Genomic DNA, 20,660 nt, shown 5'->3' with positions numbered 1-20,660 from the left:
ATGAAAGGCTGATTGTTTTTATGTGTTGAAGGAGTCTTTTAGAAGAATTGTAGTTTTTAGATTGATAGTTAAAACTGTAACAGCTTATGTATAATTAATATCATTTTGTCAAATGAATGTCACATAAAAGTCTTATAGTGTATATAGAAAGTGAAACATATACAAAGCAGGAGATGAAATGATGAAAAAGGCACTACAATATATATTCATATTATTTACGTTAGTTACTTTAAGTTATGTAATTTATATTAACTATGAAAAGCAGAAAGAGATTAAAAATAATAAACAAGTAATTAGTGAAGTTGCAAAGAGGTATGATATTCCAGATTGGATACCATTATCTATTGCTGATCATGAAACAAAATTTGATCGAAAAGCGATAGGGGATAACGGAACATCTTTCGGATTATTCCAATTACATCGTGGTGGATTAGCACCAGCGCAATTATCGGAAGAGAGTTTAGTGGATTCGCGTATAAATACAACGATAGCAATTTCAAGTATGGTCAAATCGTATGAACGTGGTGTGAAAAAAGGACTGCAGGATTGGGAGTTGCTTAAATATGTTGCTAATACATCAGGGTGGCCAGGAAACTTAGGGGGAGAATGGACAGATAATAATACGAAATATAATAAAGGGCTAGAACAATCATATCAATTATATAAAAAAGAGAAGTAGATATAAAAAGGCATTTTCAATTTGGGGAAATGTCTTTTTTATGTTATAGTATAAAAAGTGTTTGGGTGTTATGTTATTTCGATATATCTTCAAATTTGTTGTGTAGTATTTTTATATTAAATAACTACTAAAATCATTTTTTTATATAAGGAGTAAGAAGTAGGGATATGAAAAATATAGATTTTATACTAGAAAGTGATGAAACATTAAAACCGTCAGAACGATTAGTACTATTATTATTAGAGAAGCATAGAATGTTATATACGAACGATCTATTAGCTCTTTCAAATTTATCATATAAAACATTAACAGATTCACTAACAGCACTCGTTTTAAAGTCTTATGTTTTAAAGGATACAGGTAAGGGAAGAAGGCAGAATTGTTATAGATTAGTATGATAAGAGTACTGCTAGAGATTCTTGCTATATATGTATTTTTCAAATGTAAGGATAAATTCCATTTTTATTTTCAAGTGATAAAAAACTATTAATCTAAGTAAATAGCCGGTTTTGAATATATAAAGAGTTCATGGCTGCTAAATATATAATTTCATTTCATTTTTATTAATGTTTATTAGTTGTAAGTGAAAATGATATTTTTTTAAACAAATATAAAAATGAAATTCAAAAACAATCTACTCATTAGAGTGGGTTGTTTTTTTATTAGGATAGCGAATTATAAAAATAATATTATTATGTAAACTTAATTATTTAGAAAGGAACATGTGATTATTAATGGAATTTATTAAGGGGTACTTAATATTTGTATACATGGAGGTTCATTATGGAACAAATCATATCAATATCACAAGCAGTCATAAGAGGGGAAAAAGAAAAGGTAGTAGAAATCATTAATACGGATCCAAGTGTTGTTAACTCATTTAGTGAAGATGGATGGACACCGCTTCACTTAGCTGCTTATTTTGGACAGAAAGAAATTGCAAGTTTCCTTTTAGAACAGGGAGCAGAAATACATATTAGAGCAAAAAACGAAAATGAAAATACACCTCTTCAAGCAGCAATTGCGAATAAGCAAAGCGAGCTTGTAGCTTTCTTAATTGAAAAGGGATCAGATGTGAATGCTGTGCAAAGTGGTGGCTGGACAGGACTTCATGAAGCGGCGTTATTAGGAAATGAAGAAATCATTATATTACTTCTTGAAAATGGTGCTAATAAAATGATTAAGAAAAATGATGGAAAAACCGCATATGATATTGCTTTAGAAAAAGGGTATGAATCCCTATTACATCATTTGCAAGAGGAAGTGAGCTTATGATTAGCCACTGGAATGTAGGGATTTTTCTTTTTAATGAAGTGGAAGTGTTAGATTTTGCGGGTCCATTTGAAGTTTTTTCCGTTACAGCAACAAGTGAAGGTCAACTATTTACAGTTCATACTGTTAGTCAAGATGGAGAAATGATTACAGCGAGAAATGGATTAAAGGTACAACCGGACTATAGTATCGAAAACTTGCCTCCAGTTGATATTTTAATTATTCCTGGTGGGTTAGGTGTTAGAGAAAACGAAATGAAAAATGAAATAATAACAAATTGGATCCGCGAGCAAATGAAAGAAGTAAAGTTAATGACTTCTGTTTGTACCGGTGCGCTTTTACTTGCGAAAGCTGGATTACTCGATGGCTTCAAAGCGACAACACATTGGGCAAGTATTGAAAGTTTTAGAAATGATTTTCCGAATGTGGAAGTATTAGAGAATGTAAAGTTTGTAGATGAGGGGCATATTATTACGTCTGGAGGAATTTCAGCTGGAATTAATATGTCATTTCACATTGTGAGAAATTTGTTGGGTGCTCGAGTTGCTGAAGAAACAGCGAAGAGGATGGAATATGATATAGATTTAAAGTATTAAAAGTAAAACAAGACCAGCAGTTGGATATTTCCAGCTGCTGGTCTTGTTTTATATTGACTGAATATGCGCTAATTCCTCATCTGTAAGAATCGGACGGATAGACGAGTCTGCATTTTCTTTCGCTTGTTTTTCTGTTTTTGCGCCAGGAATTGCGACCGATACCGCTGGATGAGTGAGGACATAACGAAGTGCAAGTTGCCCTAAGGTTTGATTTTCATTTGAGAGTAATCGTAGTTTCTCTACTTTTTGTAAATCTTCTTGAAACCACTTTTCTTTTGGCCATTCTTTGCGTAAATCTCCGTCAAGAAAAGTTGTTTTATTTGTAAATTTTCCAGTTAATATCCCCATTTTTAAAGGGCCGCGTATAACAGCTCCTAAATTGTTCTCCTGTAGGTAGGGCAGTATGTCGTTTTCCGGTTTTCGGTTTAATATGTTGTAATCAAGTTGCACAACATCAATTTCATTGTTTTTATTGAAGTGTTTTATATATTGTATGTCGTGAGTTGAAACACCAACAGCTCTTACTTTTCCGTCCCGTTTTAATATTTCAAATGCTCGTAAAAATGATTCTGTTTCTTCTTGTTTATCCCACCAAATGTGACAGAAATAAACATCAATATAATCTGTTTCTAGGCGCAGTAAGCTAGTTTCAAATACTGCGATCACTTTTTCTGCAGTATTATAAACAGGCTCTCCACTTGGATCATAGTGATGCCCAATTAAACCGCCTTTCGTTGATAAAACGATATTATTGCGGTGCTCTCTTATCGCTTGAGTTACTAACCTTTCACTATGTCCTAATCCGTATACATCAGCAGTATCAATAAAGTTTACGCCACATTCAATTGCTTTCTTCATAGCGGTTATAGATTGTTTGTCGTTAACAGGACCCCATTCATCGCCGCCAATCGCCCACGCTCCAAAGCCAATTTCAGAAACAGTAATTCCAGTTTTACCTAATGTACGGTAGTGCATCATTTTTCCTCCTTGTAAGCATGTTATAACATCGGTATGCAAAACTAGAATTTATATGTGTAAAAATGTTTTCTACAATTGGGGAAAAAGAATAACATAAACTACTATTTTATAGCAGCATAAATAAAAATTCTCATTTTAAATACAGAGATGTCGTCGAACGCTATCTCTAATTGGTTAATTTGTGAGATTTTTTTGTGAAGGAGGTTATTTTATAAGAATAGAATTTAAGTTAGTAAGAGATCGTGCCTATGGTAGTGAGAAAATATGGGTTAGGGGGATTTGAAAATGAGGAAACTCAAAAGAGTCAATGTTCCTAATATACCAGAGCAACTATCACAGCCTAACGACAAGCGAACTATAAATAAGAAGAAGTTAAGGCGTTTTATTTTCATGTTCATTTTTATTGCTGCGACTACTTTGTACGTTCAATATATTTTAACGAAACAACAAGAAGTAATTAATGGCAAAAAAAATACAATAACAAATCAAAAGAAACAATTAGTTTCTTTAAAGAAAGATCAAGGTTCTTTAAAGATTAACATTGAGAATTTAACCGATAATGAAGAAGAGATTTTAAAGTTTGCTAGAAAAGAGTATCAATTTTCTAAGTCAAACGAAACAATATTCGTATTGCCAAAGTGAAGTGGTGGAACAGTTAGCGATAGCTAACTGTTTTTTGATGTATGAGGGAAAAGTTGTTTGTAGTGTGAATGTCATGGTACAAGGAGAAATGACATATTGTAAAAATGAGAAGTTTGAGCCAATTTTAATTGTTTTAAGAGATTTTCATAATTATGGAATATATGTCAAAATAAATATTGTTAAAATTCTGTCAATTGTATATAATACAAGGTAAGCGGATACATTTTTTAATCAACGTTGAGTTAACAGCTTATACGTCTGTTAAGAAAACCGTTATCCTCGTATAAGAAAGGAAGATAGCTGTGTACGCTTCAAATACAATTTACGTCGTAGGGGATGCGAAAGCACCTCAAAATAATCCCATTACCGAAAAGTTCAAAAGTTATTTTGTAGCATTTGTACTTGAGAAGGATACAGGGGAAATTGTAGATGCAGATTGCTCAGCCACAATTGCATTAACATCTCAATTTGTTAAATATTTGTTTCTACATAAAAATATTAATGACCCAGCATTAGTAACAGAAATAAAAAATCGGTACTTCGGTTCGTGTCAAAAGGCGCTACTTGTAGCGCTAAAGGATGCACAGAAAAAATATAATCAGATCGCTGCTTTGTCTACCCATTCATAGACAAAATCCAGCCGTAAGAATCTTCTTATGGCTGGATTTTTTTGTTTCGCATTAACGGAAAAGCCACCCGGATATTAAAGTATCACTCTATAAACAATGAAAGGATGAACAAAATGAAAATTACCGATGTGAAGGTAAACCGCCGACATGTAAAGCTTCATACACCGTTTAAAACTGCGCTTCGCACTGTAACGGAAATCGAAAGTATAGATGTGTTTATTCATACAGATGAAGGGATTGTTGGAAAAGGAGCTGCTGCAGCAACACCGGTTATTACAGGTGATTTTGCCAACGGGATTGAGGAAGCGATATTAGGGCCAATTCGCTCCGTATTAGTTGATAAAGATGTGCTGCAATTTCAAACGTTATTGTTACACATTCAAATGAGCTGTATAGGAAATACAAGTGGGAAAGCGGCGGTAGATATGGCTTTATACGATGTATATTGTCGATTTCACAACATACCGTTATATGCATTGTTAGGTGGGAAGAAAGAGATTTATACTGATATTACAGTAAGTGTTGATGAGCCTTTATTAATGGCAAAAGAAGCGAAAAAGCATATCGAAAAGGGATTCCAAACATTAAAAATTAAGGTGGGTAAAGAGGCACATTTAGATTTAGAACGCATAGAGGCAATTCGAAATGTAGTACCAAAGAATACGACGTTACGTTTAGATGCAAATCAAGGATGGAAACCGAAAGAAGCGGTTTCTATTATTAGAGAAATGGAGAATAGAAATTTAAATATAGAATTTGTAGAACAACCAGTTCATGCGAAAGATTGGGAAGGATTAAAGTACGTGAAGGACAATGTACAAACGCCTATTATGGCAGATGAAAGTATGTTTTCGGCAAGAGACGCATTAAAGATTGTCCAAGGAGGATATGCAGACCTACTTAATATTAAATTAATGAAATGCGGCGGCATACGAGAAGCATGGAAAATTGCGGATATTGCGGAAGTAGCAGGTGTGAAATGTATGGTCGGAAGTATGATGGAATCTTCACTTTCAGTTAGCGCTGTTGCCCATTTAGCTGCGGCTCATCCGAATATTCATTACTTTGATCTTGATGCACCGTTATGGTTAGTAGAAGAGCCAGAAGGGATGACTTACACTGGTCCAAAGGTAAACCTGCATTCTAGAGTGAATATACAATCTTAGAAGTAGTACCTAGTAAACTATCTTATAAGGGGGATATATATGAAAAAAGTAGGAACTGCATTTTTAACAACTTTATTTATATTTTCATCGTTTACTTCGGTGAATGCTGAAGAGAAGAAGGATAGTAAAGCATTTATAGATGTATCTGCTGCAACGTTATGGACTGCACCAGATTCATTACGACCAATTGATGCACCGAGTGCGACAAATCCAGTTGATTTATGGAAGTGGACGAAATCAATGACGCTAGATGAGAAGCTTTGGTTAACGAGTGCAAATAAATTAGAAACGCAAGCGCTACTCGGTCAAGAAGTAACAGTAATTGATAAAAAAGGTGATTGGGTAAAAGTACTAGTGCACGGACAGCCAACGCCGCGAAATGAAGAAGGGTATCCAGGGTGGATGCCTGAAAAACAATTAACGTATAATCAGGAATTTGCAGATAAAACAAACGAAGCTTTTGTATTAGTAACGAAACCGACAGCAATTGTATATATTAACCCTTCTGAAAAACATAAATCGCTAGAAGTCAGTTATAATACGCGTTTACCGCTATTAAGTGAAGATACGATCTCATACCGCGTATTGTTACCAAATGGTCAGAAGGCGTGGCTACGGAAAAATGATGGAACTGTTTACCATTCTCAAAATGATATTCCGACTCCAACCGCTGATGACTTAATAAACACCGGAAAAATGTTTTTAGGATTACCGTATATATGGGCTGGTACAAGTGGTTTTGGATTTGATTGCTCTGGATTTACACATACGATTTATAAATCACATGGCATTACAATACCGAGGGATTCTGGGCCACAATCAAAAGCAGGAATTGCGGTTGATAAAGAAAACCTACAAAAGGGCGATTTAATATTCTTTGCACATAATCAAGGAAAAGGTAGTGTTCATCACGTTGCCATGTATATTGGTGATGGAAATATGATTCACTCTCCAAAGGCTGAAAGATCGGTAGAAATTATACCGCTAAATACACCAGGATATATAGAAGAATACGCTGGTGCTCGTCGTTACTTACCTTAAAAAAGATAGGGGGGCTTTATATGAAAAAGGTTGTTCACTACTCATTAGTTAGTACTCTACTTGTATCTTCATTTTTAGTAGGCTGTGCTAAAGAAAAAACAGCTACAAAGCCGAAAGATGAGAAGAAAGTATTACAACTACTAGAAACGGGTGAAATTCCATCATTAAATTCAGGGAAAGTAACAGATGCGGTATCATTTAACGTTTTGAATAACGTAATGGAAGGGTTATTCCGTTTATCGAAAAATGATGAAGTGATTCAAGCGGGAGTACAAAAATATGAAGTGAGTAAAGATGGTAAGACATATACATTCCACTTACGTGATGCGAAATGGTCTAACGGAGATCCAGTAACAGCTCATGATTACGTATATGCTTGGAAGCAACTTATAAATCCAGATACAGCCTCTCAATATGCATATATCGCGTACGATGTGAAAAATGCGGAGAAGATAAATAAGAAACAATTAGGCTTAGAAGAATTAGGTGTGAAAGCAAAGGATGATAAAACGTTCGTTGTAGAGCTGGAACATCCTGTACCGTATTTTACGAAACTACTCATTTTACCATCTTTCTATCCAATTAATGAAAAATATGCGAAGGAGCAAGGTGATAAATACGGGTTAGAGGCAAATAAAGCGATATATAATGGGCCGTTTACATTATCAGAGTGGAAGCACGAAGCGAGCTTTACAATGAAGAAAAACGATAAATATTGGGATAAAAAAGAAGTGAAGTTAGATGAAGTAAACTATCAAATTGTTAAAGAAATTTCAACTGCGGTAAATTTATATGAGACAGATAAAGTTGATAGAGCTGTCATTTCAACAGAATTCGTAGATAAATATAAAAATAATAAAGATTTGAAACAATATACAGATCCGGTTATGTATTTCTTCCGTTTCAATGAAAATGTGCCGATTCTTAAAAATAAAAATGCACGTCTTGCGCTAAGTACAGTGTTTGATAAAAAGGGCTTGGCGACATCATTTTTAAATGACGGATCAGTTGCTGCGAATTATTACGTACCAAAAGGATTTTTAAAAGGACCAGATAAGAAAGATTTTAGAAGTACGGCAGGTGAGTTTAATAAGACGGATGTAAAGCAAGCGAAAGAATATTGGGAAAAGGCGAAGCAAGAGACAGGCACAAATGAAGTGACGTTAGAACTATTAAACTATGACTTAGAGAACTTTAAAAAGGTAGGCGAATATATTAAAGAACAGCTTGAGAAAAACTTACCGGGGCTAAAAGTAAATGTGAAATTACAACCACATACGCAAAAATTAGCGCTAGAGAAGAAAAAAGAATACGAAATGTCGTTATCACGTTGGTTACCTGATTATCCAGATCCAATGACATACTTAGAAGTTTTCCTTTCGGGAAGTACCGTAAATAATACAGGATATGCAAATCCAGAATATGATGCGTTAATTAAGAAGATTAAAACAGAATTAGGTAATGATGAAAAAGCTCGTTGGAAAGCACTGCAAGATGCGGAAAAAGTGCTCCTTGATGATGCGGTAATTGCACCAGTATTCCAGCGCGGTCTTTCTTACTTACAAAAACCATATGTGAAAGAATTATATGTACATCAATTCGGTCCAGCTACAAGTTTAAAATGGGCAGATGTACAAAAATAAAGTGATGGAGAAACAGACTTCACGTATGTGATAGTCTGTTTTTTCTTATAGATTCAAATGAATTATAGACATTTTATAAGTTTTTTCATAGCTTAAAAATAAAATTATTACATAAATTCCAGTGTGAAATTTATGTAGAATCTTGTATAATTAACATGTTTCTTTGGAAACATTTTCTTTCTCTATGAATGTATGAATTTGCAGAGAAAAGAGAGGAATACATACATGTATACAATAGATAAATAGAATGGGACATGTATAGAAAAAAGGAGAAAAATGATGACGTGTCATAAACAAGGGTTACAATTTATTAGCAATAGAAAGAGGAATAAACGATGAAGATGAAGCATGCTTTCGGACCAATTATTTTAGCCTGTGTACTCTTTTTCATTGTATTGCTTATTCCATCTAAGAGTTTAGTGTCACTAATAAGCGATAAAAAGATAGAAGATGCAGCAACTTCCTTACAAAAAGAGAAATTACAAAGTGTTTTCTTGCAACAGAAAATGTTAGAGAATTCGCAGTATTTACCGATGTATGGTTCATCAGAGTTTTTACGAATGGATGCATATCATCCATCTAACTATTTTAGAGTAAATCCAGCAGGTTTTACTCCATTTTTAATAGGGACTGGTGGTACGCAAAGCTTGGCTCATATATTAAATATGACGTCTACAATGGATGAATTAGAAGGTAAAAAGGTAGTCTTTGTTCTTTCACCACAATGGTTTACAAAAACCGGTGTATCACAAGGGGATTTTACAAATAATTTCTCCAAACAACAAGCCTATCACTTTATTTTTAATGACGAAATAAAGCCTGAAATGAAGAAAAAAATCGCGAAACGTTTACTAGATTATAAAGTTGTTCGTAAGGATGCGATATTAAGTAGTTCGCTAGAAAGTATTGTATATAACGATACAAAACATAACATAAAAGCTGGACTAGCTAAACCGCTAGCGTATATGTACCGGAACATTTTAGATCATCGAGATTTATTTAACTCTCTATTTAAGATCGAACCGATGAAAGAGGAAACAAATATGGGATTACGTTCGCTTTCTTGGGAAGATGCACGTAAACATGCGGAACAAGAAGGTAAAGTAGGATCCACAACAAATACATTCGGAATTGAAAATCCATATTATTATAAACATAATTTAAAGAAAAAATTAAAAGGTTTAAAAAACTTTAGAGCAAATGAATCGTATGATGATTCACCAGAATATGATGACTTACAAATTGTTTTAGATCTTTTCAAAGAAAAAAATGTAAAACCACTCTTTATTTCTGTGCCTGTAAACGGACCGTGGTATGATTACGCTGGTTTCCCAAAAGAACGTCGTGATGTGTATTACAATAAGGTTCGCGATCAAGTTGAGAAAGCAGGATACCCAGTAGTCGATTTTTCTAGCCATGAATATGATAAGTATTTCTTAAAAGATACGATTCATTTAGGCTGGAAAGGATGGATCTATTTTGATGAAGCAGTGCAGAAGTTTTACTCTGAAAAATAATGCATAAACAATAGAAACAGGAATGGCAATAAAGCCGTTCCTGTTTTTTAGTATAGAGGATTTTGGTGTGGGCAATTTGGAAAGGCGTGTATATCTTGAATTTGTCTAAAGTCATAATGTTTCATGGCGAACTGGGCTTGGTAAAGGTATTCATAAACAAATAATTGATTATTTTGAACGCCGCATAAAACGCCGGATGTCCCTTGCCCATTAATGAGAGAAACACCAACAGGGCGTCCGATTAAGTATGGTGCTTTTTGCTGCCAATGCATAGGGAATCAATCCTTTTTGAGTTACTATACGTATTTTATAGTGGAATTGTTGCTTATCCATGTAAATCTTAGACTGGAGGGGTTTTTATGTAATGTCTAGAAGTTATATATGAATCGATTATTAGTGTGAAAGAGGAAGGAATGAATTATGGAGAAAGAAAGTATTCTAGAAAAAAAGTTAAGTCTAATAGATTGGTGCCAAACGTTGAAGTATGTAACTAATGATGTATGGTTTAAACCTTTTAGAAAAGGTTCATGGGGAACCGCGGATGTGATTTCACATTTAATCGTTTGGGATGAGTTTTTAATGAAGTTTAGAATTCCATACTTTATAAGCGGACAATCTGTATCCAATGTTCCAACAGGTGTTGAGGAAATGAATGAGGGTGCAATAAAATATGCGAGATCCGGTATTTCAAAAGAAGAACTATTAGATCAATTCAGCTTTACTCGTAAACAATTAGTTGATCAAATTAATCAAATTCCTGCCCAGAATTTTAATGGTGACTATCAATTCGGCACAAAAAGAGTGAGGTTAAACGATTATTTTCCATCACTCATTCAGCATGACTTAAAGCATAAAGAAGAAATAATGCAATTTATAATATATAAACAAGCCTATAATAAAAAACCGCTATAATTCTACATGAATTTATAGCGGTTTTTATTATAATCTTAAGCAAGATTTTTACGTTTTTTTGTCCACTTTTTTATTACGAAATATAAAAGTATAAGTACAACACCACCGATAGCGAACGATTTCACATACGGTCCAGCAATATCGTTAATATTCTCCCAATTTTCACCTAGTTTCTCACCTAAATAAATGAAAATGATAGACCAAGGGATGATCGCAAGTGCTGTTAATGTAGTGAAACGTAGTAATGGCATTTTTGTAATACCAGCAGGAATTGATATCGCATGACGAACGATAGGAATGAAACGTGCAGTGAAAATTACGCCAGTTCCGTAACGATTAAACCAATCTTCAGCAGCATCCATTTGTTTTTTATGTATGAAAATATACTTACCGTAACGTTCTAATACAGGGCGACCACCATATCGACCAATCCAGTAAACAAAGATTTGGGCAATAACACCACCAATTGTACCGAATATAACTGCGCCTACAAATGAGATACTACCATTGAATACTAAGTATCCCGCATAAGCAAGGACAATCTCACTTGGAATAATTTCAATCATAAGTCCAAGCATTATGCCCCAATAACCTAATCCCTCAAAAAATGTTAATACTGAATGAATAAAACTACTTAACATTGTTGCACCTTCTAATTTATGAATTTTGAATATAAGCCCCTTTATTTAACAATATAAAAGGTTCACTATATGTAGATTATACCTTATTTATATAGGGGATTGCCATTTCAATTCTTTTATGTCTCTCATAAGTATTATAGTAAAGGATATAAGCCCAGTTTTCATGAAGAGATAATGAAAAGATTATTAAAAATTTCTCATAAAAAAATAGAAGCATTTCTGCTCCTATTTTTTACGGTTTCACTTCTAAATTTTGTAAAAATAAAGTTGCTGTTACGTAACGTTTCGCTAACATTTGTACATATGCGGTATGTACAGAAAGGGTGGCGATAATAATGGCGTTACGAATTGCTTCGCGTTGTTCGTTGTTAACCTGATCGAAATTGCTTGCAATTTTATCAGCTCTTTCTTTCACGATATTTTCAATTGTATGGATTGTGTCTGTTGCATTTAATTGTAAGCAATTCCCTTGATTGAGTTCTTCAAATAGAGAAGAGTATGCTCCGTACAAATGAACAGGATTGATTAAGTCATCACTTCGATCGGCCGGGTCATTTACGATGAGTCGTAATAGTTTGCGAATAGATTCAAAATCAAGCGCTGTTTTTAAATCTTCGACAATGAATAGTAATGCTGCTTGTTCGATTGAGTATTTCTTCCCTTTTTGAGGGGAGCCAATCATTTCTTTTATATCTCGTTTCACCCAGTTTTGCATAGCAGTTACAGAGAAACTCGTGTTTTCAATCTGATTGCCAAGCGCAACTATTTCATTTAAAGAAAAACCGACATCCGTATCGTCAATCTTAATCAATTTTTCAAAAATAGGTGAAAGTGCGGTTGTAATAAAAGCAGTAACGCTTTGTCCGCTTTCAATATCTTTTTTATGTGACTTTGCCCAAGCTTCTTGTAAAATGCCGAGAGGCTTCTTCGTATTCCATCCTCTTAGTGATAGAAGGAGCGTTGCCATTTCGTTTCGTGTGAGATGAAATGTTTCCATCTTTTCACCTCCAAAATTATAAAAAGTTCTTATGAACTTATAATATGTTTTGTTTCATTTAAAGTCAATTCCGTTTTGCTTAATTTTTCCTATGTCATGAAATTGTCGTAAGTAAATAATGCTTGCATATTTCGACAAAAGTTCATATAATAAGTTCATAAGAACCTTTAAAATGGTTTTAAAATAAATCTATCATTCTGAATTTACTAGAAAGATAGATTTCACATATATCTATATAAAAGGAGAATGGATATAATATGTTGAAAAAACTTGTAGCAGTAATGACAGCATTCATGGTTATCTTTGGGGCTAGTAGCTTTATGTTCGTAGATCATGCGGCAGCGAAAAGTTACAAATCTGGTAAAAAATCATATACACCAAGTTCAGGTCAAAAGTCAAAAGTTGATTTAAACAAAAAAGATTCTAATGTGAATTCACAAAAAACGACAACTGATTCAAAAACAAAAGCAACAAACACAGCGCCAAAAAGTAATAAAGGTGGCTTTATGAAAGGCCTATTACTAGGTGGTCTTGGTGGTTTACTAATGGGTAGCTTATTTGCAAATATGGGAGCACTTGGTTCTGTATTAGCGTTTATGGTAAATATGTTAGTAATGGCTGGTATCGTAATGTTAGCAGTTCGTGCATTTAAATACTTCAAAGATCAACGTAAGAAAAAGGCAGATGAAGTAGCATGGAAACAATAAAAATTTCTGAACAAGAACTTATAAATGCACTTTGCGTATATATCGCTGAAAAACGACAAGTTGGTCCAGAAGAAGTTTCAGTTGAACTAATGTATGATGATGACTACGGTTTCTCTGCAGAAGTAGAGGTAAATGGTCGCCAGCAAATTTTAATTCAAGCAAACTTAATCGAAGCACTACGCTTGTTGCTTGATCGAGAATACAACGTCAATTCATTTGCAGCAAGATTGCAACTTGAATTAGATGATGAAGAAGGCATCTACGCATTAGCGAAATTTAATAACTCGGACGAGTAGTGAAAAGAGCTGTTGAGAGTAATCTCAGCAGCTCTTTTTAGTATGTGCATATGTAGAAGAATAATCACGCCAAAGTTCATTCATCTTCCGTCTACCAACATCAATCATTGGATTAAATTGAATCGCTGCTTTTTGACGAACAGAGTGAACGTTTTGAATTGCTTGTTGTAATTGTTGGTCGACTACGTCAAGTTTCTCACTTGCATGTTTAGCGACAGATAGACCTGCAACTGTCCCTTGCACCATCGCGATTTTTCCGCTTTCAATACCAGTAATATTTCCAGCTACAAATAAACCTGGAAGAGGGGTTTCCATTTCTTCTGAATGAAGTGGAACATGTCCGCCTAATTCTGGAATGTAATGGAAAGGGCATCCTGCTACAGCGGCAAGCTCAGCAAGCGGATATAAACCTCCGGCTATACAAACGAAGTCTGCCTCATAGATCTTTTCTGATCCGTTAATAATATTCCCTTTAGAGTCAATGTTAGCAACACGTACACCCTCTACTTGATCTGTACCGATAATTTCAAGTGCAGCTTTACGAAGATGAAGCGGCGTCCCGTTTATTTTCATGCCGCTATTTGGATAAAATGTTAATCCAGCTTTTCGAATCCAATCATATTTCATAAAACGGCTACCTATACGTAGGAAGGGAGATGGGGCGAGGTGAGCCGCATTTAAGAGCGATTTTAAAACTTCTTCTGGTTCACCGGCCTTTTGGCTTAACTCGCTTTTTTCAGGGATTACAATATGATCCACTGTGATGCCAGCTAATTGCAATTCGTTTAAAATGGCGAATGACAAAATATTAGCACCGATAATGATTCCCTTTTTACCAACTTGAACGCGGTGAACATTTGTCATAACTTGAGCTGCGCCAATTGACATAACCCCTGGAAGTGTCCAACCGGGTAGGGGAATAGAATACTCCGCAGCCCCAGTAGCAATTAGTACGAACGGTGCTTCTAACGTACCGATATTTGTATGCACGAACCAACAACTCTCATCTTTATCTAAATTATATACGGAAACACCGCACCGAATATCGACTGAAAGGGATTTTGCTTCTTCGTGAAGACGTTTTGATTCTTCTATTCCGTTCCACCATTCCCCAGTAGGCTCTTGATGCAACTGTCCTAACAATCTCCCGCCCGGCTTCATAAATTCATCAATAACAAGTACGTTAAGTCCAAAACGTGCACAAGAGATGGAAGCTGATAATCCTGCTGGTCCTGCACCAATAATAATTACATCGATCATCGCTTTTTCACCATCTCTCTCACGATATTTGGATGCTGTTTTCCGCTGTCAACAACCATATCGTTTTCAACTACAGTTAAGCAAGCTCGTACATTCGTTTGATTGTTTACAGTCACGCGGCATTCAGAACAATGCCCGATATTACAATAAATACCTCGCGGAGTTCCGCTATCTTCATGTACTCTTAACGTTCTTATTCCGTTTGCAAGTAGAGCGGCCGCTATCGTTTCATGTTCATATGCTTCGTATTGTTGACCGTTAAATTGAAAAGTGATGTGCTGATTATTATTTAAATTACCTAAAATAGGGTGATTTGTAATTCTACTCATGATTTTCACCTACCGCTCCAAAAGTAACTGCACGCACGGGTGGTTGATATTTTAATGGAATTTCATTTTGGGATATGTTAGGATTCGCATTTTCTACCATTCGTTCTATCGTCATTCTACATGTTCTACCGCCGCAAAAACCCATACCAGCACGTGTTCTTAGTTTTAGCTCACGAGCTGAGCAATTATATTCAGCAATTGTCGATTGAAGTTGTCCGTATGTAACTTCTTCACAACGACAAACAATTAAGTTCTCTTTATTCGTCATATGTATTCCTCCTCTAGTTCGGTTTACATAAATTATTATGCAAAAACTATGCCAATATAGAGGAGGAGAGGGGTTATTGTAACCCTAGTCTTTTTAAACGGTTATATAAAGTGGCCCTCGTTACGCCAAGTTGTTTCGCACATTCTAATTTATTACCATCTAAAATGCGTAAAGCTCTTTCAATTACCTTTTTCTCGTGCTCATCCATTTCTTCTTGTAAAGAAAGAATCGTATTATTGTTGCTGAGTAATAGGGATTGGGCTGTATGATTGTCTAAAGTTTCATTTGTATGAAATGGTAAATATTCTTGTTTAATAATGCCGTCTGTCGCAAATACGACGAGTCTTTCAACTACGTTTCGGAGCTCGCGAATATTACCAGGCCAATTGTAATGAAGTAGTTCATGCATAATATTTGAAGGTAAGTCTCGAATAGGCCTGTTATAGTTTATTGAAAAATCGTTTAAAAAGGAGTACGTCAATTCGATAATATCCTCTCGTCTTTCGCGCAGCGGTGGAATAAGCAAGCTAACTACATTTAAGCGATAGTATAAATCTTCTCGGAAAGTTCCTTTTCTCATTTCTTCTTGTAAATCACGGTTTGTAGCAGCGATAATGCGGAAATCAATATTTATTTCTTTTTCTCCGCCAACTCGGTAATACTTTCGTTCTTGCAGTACACGTAAAAGCTTCACTTGCATATCGAGCGGCATTTCACCTATTTCATCGAGGAACAAAGTACCACCTTGTGCGAGTTCTATTTTACCTTTCTTACCTTTACTATTTGCACCAGAAAAAGCCCCGCGCTCGTAACCAAATAATTCACTTTCAAATAACGCTTCTGGGATTGCGCCGCAGTTAATTGAAATGAAAGGGGCATTTGCTGTCTCACTTGCTTCATGAATTGCTTTCGCAAACACTTCTTTTCCAACTCCGCTTTCTCCGAGTATTAAAACCGTGGATTTCACTGAACAAACCTTTCTAGCTAATTGAATCGTTCTTTGTATAACAGGGCTTTTTACATTCATCGCAAGGAAAGGATCGGATGAATCTTTATATTTTGCTACTTCTTGTTCTAAACGGTGCATTTCATGCGACATATTAAATAGTTTTTCATTTAATACGACTTGATTTGTAACATCCGTTTCTGAAACGACTGCTCCAATAATTTTATCGTTGCAATAAACTGGGTTTGAATTAATTAATACGAACAAATCTGGACGTGGTTGATGGAACTGAGCAATTATGCTTTTTCCGTCATGTAATGATTGCAAAATTTCTAAATCTTTATAATCAAAAAAACGGGTGATGGGTTGTTCGATAATTTCATTATGGTTCACTGAAAAAATCTTTTCAGCGCCATCTGTCCAAGTACGAACGCATTCTTTATCGTCGATGACTGTAACAGAAGAATCAGACGTTTGAATAACAGTGTTATAAAAAGCTAGTAGTTCATTGTAATACTTATAAAGAAAAGGAATCATTTGCTGAGCAGTTATACAGCATAAAGGCTCTTGATTTTCTTTAATGATGACAACGGCTAGTTCATGAGAAAATGCGTCGATTAAAGTAGTGAAAGAGTCATCTTCATATATAACTGTGCACCTCCATTCCTCAGTAGGTGAATGGAGGTAATAAAATTTTTCACCTACCTGTTTCATGCGCTTAACGATACTTGTACAATCAATTGACAAAATTTTTATTAACTCTTTTATTGTTGGGAATGAAAATGCCATATTGCCCTCCTATTATGTATAAAAATTTAGACAGTGATAAAAAAATAATACACCTATTTACGATAAATTTAAAATATTTTTACAAATAAAAATTATTTCATATAAATAGTTCTGTATGTAGAGTTGGCACACCAATTGCATAAATAGAAAGTGAGAGATTTAGGAGAAAGGAGGGGTGCTATGTGAGACACTGTGACGTTTTAATAATAGGCGGTGGTATTATAGGCTGTTCTATCGCGTATTACACATCAAAATATGGAAGAGACGTAACAATCATCGAAAAAGGAGAATTTGTCAGTGGGACGTCTTCACGGTGTGACGGGAACATTTTGGCTATTGATAAAGACCCAGGATTTGATAGTCAAATGTCGTTAGTAAGTCAAAAATTAGTAACTGAATTAAGTGAAGAGTTGGCACACTCATTTGAATATAGGGCGCCAGGAAGCATTCTCGTTTGTGAATCAGACGAAGAGATGGAGGCAGCGCAGCAATGGGTAAATCGTCAAAAAGAGGCTGGTTTACCATTTCGAATGCTTGATAGGCAAGATATAAGAGAGGAATCACCATTTTTTGCGGATGATTTATTAGGTGGTTTAGAATGCGCAACTGATTCGACTGTAAATCCATATCTTCTTGCTTTTTCACTTCTTGCAGAATCGAAGAAATTTGGTACGAAAGCTTTTAATCATACAGAAGTGAAAGAAATAAAAATAGATATAGACGGTTCCTTTATTGTAGAAACGACAAATGGAACGTTTACTGCGAAGCAAGTTGTGAACGCAGCCGGTGTGTGGGCTCCTAAAATCGGACAGATGTTAGATGTGAATATCCCAATTGAACCGAGAAAGGGACATATTATTGTAGCTTCAAGGCAACAACACGTTGGCTGCCGTAAAGTAATGGAATTTGGTTATTTAATTTCTAAATTTGGTGGAAAACGAAAAGTGGATGCTTTAACTGAAAAGTATGGGGTGGCACTTGTATTTGAACCGACAGAAAGCCAAAATTTTTTAATTGGTAGTAGTAGAGAGTTTGTAGGTTTTCATACGAAGATAAATAACGAGGTTATTAAATGTATTGCGAATAGAGCAATTCGTTTTTATCCGAAAATGGCAGATATGATGGTGATTCGTTCATATGCTGGATTACGCCCGTGGACAGAAGATCATTTGCCGATAATTTCACGAGTGGAACATATTCCGAACTACTTTATAGCAGCAGGACATGAAGGTGATGGAATTAGTCTTGCAGCAGTAACCGGGAAAGTAATTGAAGAGTTATTAAATGACAAAGAAACAATCATTCCTATTGAACAACTTCGTTTGAGTCGTTTTACAGAAAGGGTGTTAAACGGATGAGGTCACAAAGAGTCTTTACGACGATTGATACACATACGGGCGGGAATCCAACGAGGACATTAATTAGCGGACTTCCTAAGTTAATTGGGGAGACGATGGCAGAGAAGATGTTACATATGAAAAAGGAGTATGACTGGATTCGTAAATTGTTAATGAATGAGCCACGTGGTCATGATGTAATGTCAGGAGCACTATTAACAGATCCGTGTCATCCTGAAGCTGATATAGGTGTTATATACATAGAGACAGGTGGATATTTGCCGATGTGTGGCCACGATACAATCGGTGTATGTACAGCTTTAGTTGAATCAGGTTTAATTCCAGTAATTGAACCGGTTACTTCTTTAAAGCTAGATACACCAGCTGGCTTAGTTGAAGTAGATATTTCTGTTCAAGATGGGAAAGCGAAAGAAGTCTCCTTCTGTAACATACCAGCTTTTTTACTGAAAAATATTTCTGTACACGTCGAAGAAATTGGAACTGTAGAGGCTGATATTGCGTATGGAGGGAATTTTTATGCCATTATCGATGCGAAGTCAGTAGGTTTAGAGTTAGTACCAGAAAACGCATCTACAATCATTGATAAGGCTATTCATATTAGAAATACAATTAATGAGAAGTTTGAAATCATTCATCCAGAGTATTCGTTTATAAGAGGATTAACACATGTTGAATTTTATACAGATCCTACTCATGAAAGTGCGCATGTGAAAAATACAGTTGTTGTTCCGCCAGGAGGAATTGATCGATCTCCATGCGGCACAGGAACATCAGCGAAGTTAGCTGTATTATATGCTCATAAAAAAATTGATATCGATGAAGAATTTGTTCATGAGAGTATTGTAGGTTCTTTATTTAAAGGGTGTGTTATGAATACAACATATGTAGAAAATATTGAAGCTGTAGTAACGAAAATTACGGGATCAGCTTGGCTTATGGGTATGCATAGATTTTTTTACAATGAAAAGGATCCACTTAAAGAAGGCTTTTTGCTAATTCCGCCGATGGAACATGAAACGGAGGATGTAAAATGAACATTCAAAAAATGTATACAGCAGTAGACGTACACGTAAATGGCGAGGCGTTTCGTGTAATGAAAGACGTACCATGCAAATACTATTACAGTTTGGAGCAATTAAATGAACAATTTTCAGGTGAATTAGCAGAAGAAATGAAGCTTTTATTAAATGAACCACGTGGTTTTATCGGTTTAAATGGATGTATTGTCGTTCCTTCTATTCATAATGAAGTGGATGCAGCTGTATTGTTTTTTAATCATGAAGGATCCATTCCTCTTCATTACGGAGGCATTGTCGCAGTAATAACGATGTTACTAGAAAGCGGGTATTTAAAAAAGAGAGAGTCTAATCAATACAAAATCGAAACGCTATCTGGCATATTTTCAGTCGATGCATATGTAGAGAATGATGAAGTTGTATCTGTTTCGATTGAAAGCAAACTATGTTATATGATTGAGAAAAATTTAAAGATTGGTAATATAAGTTACTCTCTCATACAGGCAGATAAAGTATATGCAGTTGTAGAAAAAGATACGTATTCGCCAGAAATCAGTATTGAAAACATCTCTAAATTAAAAAAATGGGGTGAAGCTACACTTCAAACTATACAAAAACAGTCATTAATAAAAAGACTTATTTTAGTAGATTCTATGCAAAAAGAAAAGAACCATATAAAGTCGATTACATTTCATGAAGATAACTTTATAGTACGTTCACCAGGTTTTGTTTCTACTATTGTGTCTTATGTTCATACATTATTTAAAAATGATTATATAGCGGATAAACCTTTTAGAAATGAAAGTATTTTTAACAGCTTTATAACAGTAGAAAAAGTGAAGAAAGAAGAACTCGGATACATTTTTCGATTTGAAAGTAGAGGGTTTATTACAGGTATGCAAACATTTATATTAGATCCTACTGATCCGTTTCCAACAGGTTTCTTATTAAAATAATATGTTAAAGGGAGAGATAAAG

The 20,660-nt window shown here is 35.0% G+C and carries 25 protein-coding genes; 17 read left to right on the top strand and 8 right to left on the bottom strand.

The genetic code is table 11. The features are described 5' to 3' along the window. Positions 1-178: 178 nt before the first annotated feature. The 4 genes from DN408_RS30225 to DN408_RS30210 all read left to right on the top strand — a co-directional run bounded on the left by DN408_RS30225 (position 179) and on the right by DN408_RS30210 (position 2,547). Positions 179-679, top strand: a complete 501-nt coding sequence (locus DN408_RS30225; protein ID WP_002012946.1) for an invasion protein — start codon at positions 179-181, stop codon at positions 677-679. 167 nt (positions 680-846) lie between these two features. Beyond that, positions 847-1,077 (top strand): hypothetical protein, encoded by a 231-nt coding sequence (locus tag DN408_RS30220; RefSeq protein ID WP_000789035.1) that lies wholly within the window; start codon positions 847-849, stop codon positions 1,075-1,077. Positions 1,078-1,462: 385 nt separating this feature from the next. Then, complete coding sequence (locus tag DN408_RS30215; protein ID WP_002127784.1) at positions 1,463-1,954, top strand: ankyrin repeat domain-containing protein; 492 nt, start codon at positions 1,463-1,465, stop codon at positions 1,952-1,954. Beyond that, complete coding sequence (locus DN408_RS30210) at positions 1,951-2,547, top strand: DJ-1/PfpI family protein (RefSeq protein WP_002168209.1); 597 nt, start codon at positions 1,951-1,953, stop codon at positions 2,545-2,547. Before DN408_RS30215 ends, DN408_RS30210 begins: the two co-directional genes overlap by 4 nt. Before the next feature lie 48 nt (positions 2,548-2,595). On the opposite strand, the gene DN408_RS30205 is transcribed toward DN408_RS30210, so the two are convergent. Next, a complete protein-coding gene (locus tag DN408_RS30205; protein ID WP_078179269.1) occupies positions 2,596-3,522 on the bottom strand; it encodes an aldo/keto reductase in 927 nt (308 codons plus the stop codon). A gap of 288 nt (positions 3,523-3,810) precedes the next feature. Between DN408_RS30205 and DN408_RS30200 the strand changes: the two genes are divergently transcribed. The 7 genes from DN408_RS30200 (at position 3,811) to dltD (ending at position 10,163) form a co-directional block, all read left to right on the top strand. Further along, positions 3,811-4,167, top strand: coding sequence for an FtsB family cell division protein (locus tag DN408_RS30200; protein ID WP_078179081.1), 357 nt, complete (start codon positions 3,811-3,813; stop codon positions 4,165-4,167). Then, positions 4,106-4,381 (top strand): hypothetical protein, encoded by a 276-nt coding sequence (locus DN408_RS30195; protein ID WP_002127780.1) that lies wholly within the window; start codon positions 4,106-4,108, stop codon positions 4,379-4,381. The genes DN408_RS30200 and DN408_RS30195 overlap by 62 nt, the downstream gene beginning before the upstream one ends. A gap of 88 nt (positions 4,382-4,469) precedes the next feature. Beyond that, positions 4,470-4,796, top strand: coding sequence for a DUF3870 domain-containing protein (locus DN408_RS30190; protein ID WP_002127779.1), 327 nt, complete (start codon positions 4,470-4,472; stop codon positions 4,794-4,796). 113 nt (positions 4,797-4,909) lie between these two features. Beyond that, complete coding sequence (locus DN408_RS30185) at positions 4,910-5,962, top strand: dipeptide epimerase (RefSeq protein ID WP_078179082.1); 1,053 nt, start codon at positions 4,910-4,912, stop codon at positions 5,960-5,962. Between the two features lie 39 nt (positions 5,963-6,001). Next, positions 6,002-7,003, top strand: coding sequence for a C40 family peptidase (locus DN408_RS30180; RefSeq protein ID WP_002185644.1), 1,002 nt, complete (start codon positions 6,002-6,004; stop codon positions 7,001-7,003). 20 nt (positions 7,004-7,023) lie between these two features. Then, a complete protein-coding gene (locus tag DN408_RS30175) occupies positions 7,024-8,646 on the top strand; it encodes a peptide ABC transporter substrate-binding protein (protein ID WP_078179084.1) in 1,623 nt (540 codons plus the stop codon). A 335-nt stretch (positions 8,647-8,981) separates the two neighbouring features. Beyond that, a complete protein-coding gene (dltD, locus tag DN408_RS30170) occupies positions 8,982-10,163 on the top strand; it encodes a D-alanyl-lipoteichoic acid biosynthesis protein DltD (RefSeq protein ID WP_002127775.1) in 1,182 nt (393 codons plus the stop codon). Positions 10,164-10,210: 47 nt separating this feature from the next. Here dltD and DN408_RS30165 read toward each other — a convergent pair whose 3' ends face one another. After that, the gene (locus DN408_RS30165; RefSeq protein ID WP_078179085.1) at positions 10,211-10,435 is read right to left on the bottom strand and encodes a hypothetical protein; all 225 of its coding nucleotides are present in this window, start codon (positions 10,433-10,435) and stop codon (positions 10,211-10,213) included. Positions 10,436-10,583: 148 nt separating this feature from the next. Between DN408_RS30165 and DN408_RS30160 the strand changes: the two genes are divergently transcribed. Further along, on the top strand, positions 10,584-11,075 hold the full coding sequence (locus DN408_RS30160) for a DinB family protein (RefSeq protein ID WP_003189773.1): 492 nt from the start codon (positions 10,584-10,586) through the stop codon (positions 11,073-11,075). Positions 11,076-11,110: 35 nt separating this feature from the next. Here DN408_RS30160 and uptA read toward each other — a convergent pair whose 3' ends face one another. Beyond that, a complete protein-coding gene (gene uptA, locus DN408_RS30155) occupies positions 11,111-11,716 on the bottom strand; it encodes an undecaprenyl phosphate transporter UptA (protein ID WP_002032601.1) in 606 nt (201 codons plus the stop codon). A 232-nt stretch (positions 11,717-11,948) separates the two neighbouring features. After that, positions 11,949-12,713: a DUF1836 domain-containing protein gene (locus tag DN408_RS30150; RefSeq protein ID WP_016127125.1), complete on the bottom strand. Its 765-nt coding sequence runs from the start codon at positions 12,711-12,713 to the stop codon at positions 11,949-11,951. A 257-nt stretch (positions 12,714-12,970) separates the two neighbouring features. Here DN408_RS30150 and DN408_RS30145 point away from each other — a divergent pair, with 257 nt between their 5' ends. Further along, the gene (locus DN408_RS30145; RefSeq protein WP_002032604.1) at positions 12,971-13,420 is read left to right on the top strand and encodes a hypothetical protein; all 450 of its coding nucleotides are present in this window, start codon (positions 12,971-12,973) and stop codon (positions 13,418-13,420) included. After that, positions 13,408-13,716 carry a YxcD family protein gene (locus DN408_RS30140; RefSeq protein ID WP_002127770.1) on the top strand — a complete coding sequence of 103 codons (309 nt, stop codon included), beginning with the start codon at positions 13,408-13,410 and terminating at the stop codon, positions 13,714-13,716. The genes DN408_RS30145 and DN408_RS30140 overlap by 13 nt, the downstream gene beginning before the upstream one ends. A 24-nt stretch (positions 13,717-13,740) precedes the next feature. Here the strand turns inward: DN408_RS30140 and DN408_RS30135 are convergent, their stop codons facing one another. From DN408_RS30135 to DN408_RS30120, 4 genes are all read right to left on the bottom strand, one after another. Continuing rightward, a complete protein-coding gene (locus tag DN408_RS30135) occupies positions 13,741-14,976 on the bottom strand; it encodes an NAD(P)/FAD-dependent oxidoreductase (RefSeq protein WP_002127769.1) in 1,236 nt (411 codons plus the stop codon). Beyond that, positions 14,973-15,305, bottom strand: a complete 333-nt coding sequence (locus tag DN408_RS30130; protein WP_033713751.1) for a (2Fe-2S)-binding protein — start codon at positions 15,303-15,305, stop codon at positions 14,973-14,975. The genes DN408_RS30135 and DN408_RS30130 overlap by 4 nt, the downstream gene beginning before the upstream one ends. Continuing rightward, positions 15,298-15,573: a (2Fe-2S)-binding protein gene (locus DN408_RS30125; RefSeq protein ID WP_003189776.1), complete on the bottom strand. Its 276-nt coding sequence runs from the start codon at positions 15,571-15,573 to the stop codon at positions 15,298-15,300. The genes DN408_RS30130 and DN408_RS30125 overlap by 8 nt, the downstream gene beginning before the upstream one ends. A 73-nt stretch (positions 15,574-15,646) precedes the next feature. Then, complete coding sequence (locus DN408_RS30120) at positions 15,647-17,308, bottom strand: sigma-54 interaction domain-containing protein (RefSeq protein ID WP_147740508.1); 1,662 nt, start codon at positions 17,306-17,308, stop codon at positions 15,647-15,649. 182 nt (positions 17,309-17,490) lie between these two features. Between DN408_RS30120 and DN408_RS30115 the strand changes: the two genes are divergently transcribed. The 3 genes from DN408_RS30115 to DN408_RS30105 are packed head-to-tail and all read left to right on the top strand — an operon-like array spanning position 17,491 to position 20,638. Further along, entirely contained in the window at positions 17,491-18,666 is a 1,176-nt protein-coding gene (locus DN408_RS30115; RefSeq protein ID WP_147740507.1) for an NAD(P)/FAD-dependent oxidoreductase, read from the top strand. Further along, positions 18,663-19,700, top strand: a complete 1,038-nt coding sequence (locus DN408_RS30110; RefSeq protein WP_001257535.1) for a proline racemase family protein — start codon at positions 18,663-18,665, stop codon at positions 19,698-19,700. The genes DN408_RS30115 and DN408_RS30110 overlap by 4 nt, the downstream gene beginning before the upstream one ends. Beyond that, on the top strand, positions 19,697-20,638 hold the full coding sequence (locus DN408_RS30105) for a proline racemase family protein (protein WP_016120361.1): 942 nt from the start codon (positions 19,697-19,699) through the stop codon (positions 20,636-20,638). The genes DN408_RS30110 and DN408_RS30105 overlap by 4 nt, the downstream gene beginning before the upstream one ends. The last annotated feature ends 22 nt before the right edge of the window (positions 20,639-20,660 follow it).

It is taken from the genome of Bacillus sp. AR13-1, from assembly GCF_008042285.1.
In the GTDB taxonomy this organism is placed as follows: domain Bacteria; phylum Bacillota; class Bacilli; order Bacillales; family Bacillaceae_G; genus Bacillus_A; species Bacillus_A mycoides.
This window is presented reverse-complemented; position numbering and strand designations above follow the sequence as displayed.